6 protein-coding genes and 1 pseudogene are annotated in these 4,547 nt (G+C 72.0%); 6 read left to right on the forward strand and 1 reads right to left on the reverse strand.

What is annotated here, in order from left to right; translation table 11 throughout:
* The 4 genes from B9S61_RS06915 to B9S61_RS06930 form a co-directional block, all read left to right on the forward strand.
* The coding region (locus tag B9S61_RS06915) for a phosphatase PAP2 family protein (protein ID WP_146064739.1) at positions 1-137 on the forward strand (137 nt) is incomplete at its 5' end.
* Positions 134-1,069: a decaprenyl-phosphate phosphoribosyltransferase gene (locus B9S61_RS06920; protein WP_103541451.1), complete on the forward strand. Its 936-nt coding sequence runs from the start codon at positions 134-136 to the stop codon at positions 1,067-1,069. The genes B9S61_RS06915 and B9S61_RS06920, both read left to right, overlap by 4 nt.
* Positions 1,066-1,503 carry a GtrA family protein gene (locus B9S61_RS06925; RefSeq protein ID WP_181007280.1) on the forward strand — a complete coding sequence of 146 codons (438 nt, stop codon included), beginning with the start codon at positions 1,066-1,068 and terminating at the stop codon, positions 1,501-1,503. The genes B9S61_RS06920 and B9S61_RS06925 overlap by 4 nt, the downstream gene beginning before the upstream one ends.
* Positions 1,491-2,426, forward strand: a complete 936-nt coding sequence (locus tag B9S61_RS06930; protein WP_103541452.1) for a YihY/virulence factor BrkB family protein — start codon at positions 1,491-1,493, stop codon at positions 2,424-2,426. Before B9S61_RS06925 ends, B9S61_RS06930 begins: the two co-directional genes overlap by 13 nt.
* On the opposite strand, the gene B9S61_RS06935 is transcribed toward B9S61_RS06930, so the two are convergent.
* A complete protein-coding gene (locus tag B9S61_RS06935; protein WP_103541453.1) occupies positions 2,374-3,666 on the reverse strand; it encodes a D-alanyl-D-alanine carboxypeptidase family protein in 1,293 nt (430 codons plus the stop codon). The genes B9S61_RS06930 and B9S61_RS06935 overlap by 53 nt on opposite strands.
* 172 nt (positions 3,667-3,838) lie before the next feature.
* On the opposite strand from B9S61_RS06935, the gene B9S61_RS06940 reads away from it, so the two are divergent.
* Entirely contained in the window at positions 3,839-4,090 is a 252-nt protein-coding gene (locus tag B9S61_RS06940; protein ID WP_103541454.1) for an SCO4848 family membrane protein, read from the forward strand.
* 24 nt (positions 4,091-4,114) lie between these two features.
* A pseudogene (locus B9S61_RS06945) lies at positions 4,115-4,547 on the forward strand (metallophosphoesterase); the annotation flags it as partial.

A 4,547-nucleotide genomic window follows, 5' to 3' on the forward strand; every position in this document is an offset into this window, starting at 1 on the left:
CACCGCTGGCCGCCGCCGTGTGCGTCTCGCGTCTGGTGGCCGGTGTCCACTACCCCTCGGACGTGGCGGCCGGTGCCGCCCTCGGGGCGCTCACGGCCCGGCTCGGCGCCCGCTGGATGAAGGGAGACCCCGCGTGACCCTCCTGGGCGAGCGCTCCGACCGCCGGCAGGCCGCACCGCCCGACCGGGGCGGCCTCCTCGTCGGCCTGCTCAGAACCGCCCGCCCCAAGCAGTGGGTCAAGAACGTCCTGGTGATCGCCGCCCCGGCCGCCGCCGGCGACCTGTTCTCCGCCGGCGCGCCGGCCCGGCTCGCCCTGGTCTTCGTCCTGTTCACCGCCTGCGCCGCCGCGGTCTACCTCGTCAACGACGCGCGCGACGCCGAGGCCGACCGCGCGCACCCCACCAAGTGCCGCCGCCCGGTCGCCGCCGGCCAGGTCCCCGTACCGGCCGCCTACGCCGCCGGAATCACCCTCGGCGTCCTCGCGCCGGCCGTCGCTGCCCGGCTGTGCCCGCCGGAGGTCACCGTACTGCTGACCGCGTACCTCGCCATGCAACTGGCGTACTGCGTCAGCCTCAAGCACGTTCTCGTCGTCGACCTCGCCGTCGTCACCACCGGTTTCGTGATGCGCGCGGTGATCGGCGGGCTCGCCCTCGGCATCCCGCTGTCGCGCTGGTTCCTCATCACCACCGGGTTCGGCGCGCTGTTCATGGTGGCCGCCAAGCGGTACTCGGAGGCCGTGCAGACGGCCGGGAAGGCGGGCGCCACGCGTGCGCTGCTCACCGAGTACACCACCGGCTACCTCCGCTTCGTCTGGCAGCTCGCCGCCGGTGTCGCCGTCCTCGGCTACTGCCTGTGGGCCCTGGAGGAGGGCGGGGTGCCGCACACCAGCGTGCTGCCCTGGCGGCAGCTGTCCGTGGTCGCCTTCGTCCTCGCCGTCCTCCGGTACGCCGTGTTCGCCGACCGGGGGACCGCCGGGGAGCCCGAGGACGTGGTACTGGGCGACCGCGCCCTCGCCCTCATCGGCGTGGTGTGGCTGGCGATGTACGCCGCGGCGGTGGCGGACTGGTGAGAGACCGCCTGCTCCGGCACCGGCGGGAGCTGCTCGGTTTCGCCACCGTGGGTCTGCTCGCCTACGCCGTCGACCTCGCCCTCTTCGTCTGCCTGCGCGGCCCGGGCGGGCTCGGCCCGCTCACCGCCAAGGCCCTCTCCTTCGTCGCGGGCTGCGCGGTCGCCTACGCCGGCAACACGCACGGCACCTATCGCGGCACACGTGTGCGCGGCGCGCGCCCCTGCGCGATGTTCTTCGCGGTCAACCTCGCGGGCGCCGCCGTACAGCTGCTCTGCCTGGCCGTCAGCCACTACGGGCTGGGTCTCACCTCGGCGCGCGCGGACACCGTTTCCGGCGCGGTGATCGGGATGGCGCTGGCCACCTGTGTCCGGTTCTGGGGCACCAGGACATTGGTCTTCCGGGATGCGGGCAGAGTCGCCTCATGGACTGGCTGAAAAGGCTCCCGGGCGTGGGGCCGTATCTGACGCGGCTGATGCGCACCCACGCGTGGCGTTCGTACGAGCGGCTGGACCGCGTGCACTGGACACGGCTGGCCGCGGCGATGACGTTCCGCAGTTTCGTCGCGCTGTTCCCACTGCTCACCGTGGCCGCCGCGATCGGTGCCGCCACACTCGGCCAGGGCGGGCAGGACGCCCTCCAGGACAAGATCGCCGACCAGGTGCCCGGCATCTCCGACCAGATCGGGGACCTGGTGCAGAACGCCGGCGCCGTCGGCCTGATCGCCGGTGCCGCCCTGCTGTTCACCGGCATCAGCTGGGCCGGTGCCATGCGGGACTGCCTCCGCGCGGTGTGGGAACTGCCCGAGGAGGAGGAGAACCCGCTGCTGCGCAAGGGCAAGGACGCGGGCATCCTGGTCGGGCTCGGCGGCGCGCTCCTGACCACCCTCGCCGCCTCCGCCATCGCCTCCGCGCTGATCGGCCGGATCAGCGACGCCATCGGACTGGAGAAGGGCGGCTGGGGCGGGATCGTGCTGCACGTGGCGGCGTTCGCCGTCGCCGTGGGAGCCGACTTCCTGCTCCTGCTCTACGTCCTCACCCTGCTCCCCGGCGTCGAACCCACCCGGCACCGGCTGATCGTCGCCGCACTCACCGGGGCGGTCGCCCTCGAACTGCTGAAGCTGCTCCTCAGCGGCTATGTGCAGGGCGTGGCCGCGAAGAGCATGTACGGCGCGTTCGGCGTTCCCGTCGCCCTGCTGCTGTGGATCAACTTCACCATGAAGGTGGTCCTGTTCTGCGCCGCCTGGACGGCGACGCGGAGCGGGCGGGAGGAGACGGACGAGGCGGAGGCGGACGGGACGGACGGGGTCACGGACGCGAGTGGCGGCGCACCAGGTCCGGCAGCGGCCAGCGCCGGTTGACCAGGAACGCACCGCCCGCGAGCGCCACCAGCACCCCGCCGATGATGCCCAGCGCGGTTCCCATGCCGTCCGTGGCGCTGCTCGCCGCGGCACCGGCGACCGGCTTCGAGCCGGCTCCGGCCCCGGCGCCCCCGGCCTCACCGGGGGAGGCGGACGGACCCGGCCGGGCGCCGGCCACGGCGGCGCTCTTCGGCGGCACCAGTTCGCCCACCGGCTCGACCTTTCCGGCCGCCTTGAAGCCCCAGTCGAAGAGCCGCGCGGTCTCCTTGTAGACCTCGTTGGACTCGTCCTTCTGCGGGTTCATCACGGTCACCAGCAGCACCTTGCCCCGCTGCTCGGCGACACCGGTGAAGGTGGCGCCTGCGTTGGTGGTGTTGCCGTTCTTCACGCCCGCTATGCCCTGGTAGACGGGCACGTCGGTGTCACCGCTCAGCAGCCGGTTGGTGTTCTGGATCTCGAAGGTCCCGCGGACCTTCTTGCCCTTCTTGTTCTTCTTCGTCTCCCCCGGGAACTTGGCCCGCACCGTCGAGGCGTACTCCCGGAAGTCCTTCTTCTGCAGCCCCGAGCGGGCGATCAGCGTCAGGTCGTACGCGGACGACACCTGTCCCTCGGCGTCGTAGCCGTCCGGGCTGACGGCGTGCGTGTCGAGGGCCTGGAGCTCCTCGGCGTGCTCGTTCATCTCCTCGACGGTGTTCTTCACCCCGCCGTTCATCGCCGACAGCACATGCACCGCGTCGTTGCCGGAGCGGAGGAAGACACCCAGCCACAGGTCGTGGACCGTGTAGGTCTCCTCCTCCTTGATCCCGACCATGCTGGAACCGGACCCGATACCGGCCAGGTCGGAGACCTCCACCCTGTGCCGCGTCGTCCCGGGCCACTTCGGCAGCAGCGTGTCGGCGAACAGCATCTTCAGGGTGCTGGCCGGGGCCAGCCGCCAGTGCGCGTTGTGCGCGGCGAGCACCTCGCCGGACTCGGCGTCGGCGACGATCCAGGACCGGGCCGACAGGTCCTTGGGCAGTACGGGCACTCCGGGCGCGAGATTGACCTGCGTGCCGGGCTGCCCGAGCCGGGCGCCGCCCACCGTCGACATGTTCGCCGGGGGCGTGGCCGACGGCGTGGTCGAGGGCGTGGTCGAGGGCGTGGGGGCCGCCACGGCGGCGGGCGCGGTCAGCGCGGTGGACAGCAGGACCGTGGCGGCAACCAACAGCCAGGGCCGGACGGTGTATTCGGGTGCGGGCACGGTCGGAAACGTACATGCCACACCTGAGGATGTCCCGCCCCGGTCCCCACCCCCGGCAGGGAACCGGACACGGGCCGGTGATACTGGACGCATGCCGTGCTCATCCGGGGGACATCCCCCGGACCCCCGGCCGGCCGTGGGGGCCCGGTGCTGCGATGAAAGGTCTGTCTCGGTGAAACTCAGCCGCCCCGTCTCCTGGTTCCTGCTCGCCTTCGGGGTGTGGAGCTGGATCATCTGGGTCACTTTCGTCAGGAACCTGGTCAAGGACGGCAGCGGTCTCGCGTTCGAGGACGGGAATCCCACGGCGTACTTCTTCGTTCATCTGACGCTCGCCGTCGTTTCTTTCGTATGGGGGACGGTCATCGGGGGCATCGGGTTGCGCGGACTGCGCGCACTGAGCCGGACGTCACGGACGACGTCGTAGCGCAAGGCAGGGGATCTCCGCACCGTGGCCATCGTTTTGGTACTCATCGCGCTGCTTGTACTGGCCGTCCTGGTCACGGGCAACCGGTATGTCTGGCGGCGTCTGTTCCGGGACACCACGCGGGGCCCGGGCGCGGTGCGCCGTGCGGGTGCGGTGCTGATCGCCGGGGGCTGGGCGCTGGCCGTCGGCGCGATGGTGGCGGGACGGGCCGGTGCTCCCTTCTGGCTCCAGCAGGTACTGGCCTGGCCCGGATTCCTGTGGCTGGCGCTGTCGATGTATCTGGTGCTGGGGTTGCTCGCGGGCGAGTTGGTGCGGCCGGTGCTGCGCAGGGTGCTGGAGCGGCGGGACCGGACGGCCGCGGAGGCGCCGGACGCGCCGGCGGACGCACCCGCGGAGGTCCCGGCGAAGCCCGAGTCGATACCGGCGGGACACGGTGAGCGGCCCGCGAAGGCCGACG

This window comes from Streptomyces sp. SM1, assembly GCF_002910825.1.
GTDB classification, from domain to species: Bacteria; Actinomycetota; Actinomycetes; order Streptomycetales; family Streptomycetaceae; genus Streptomyces; species Streptomyces okerensis.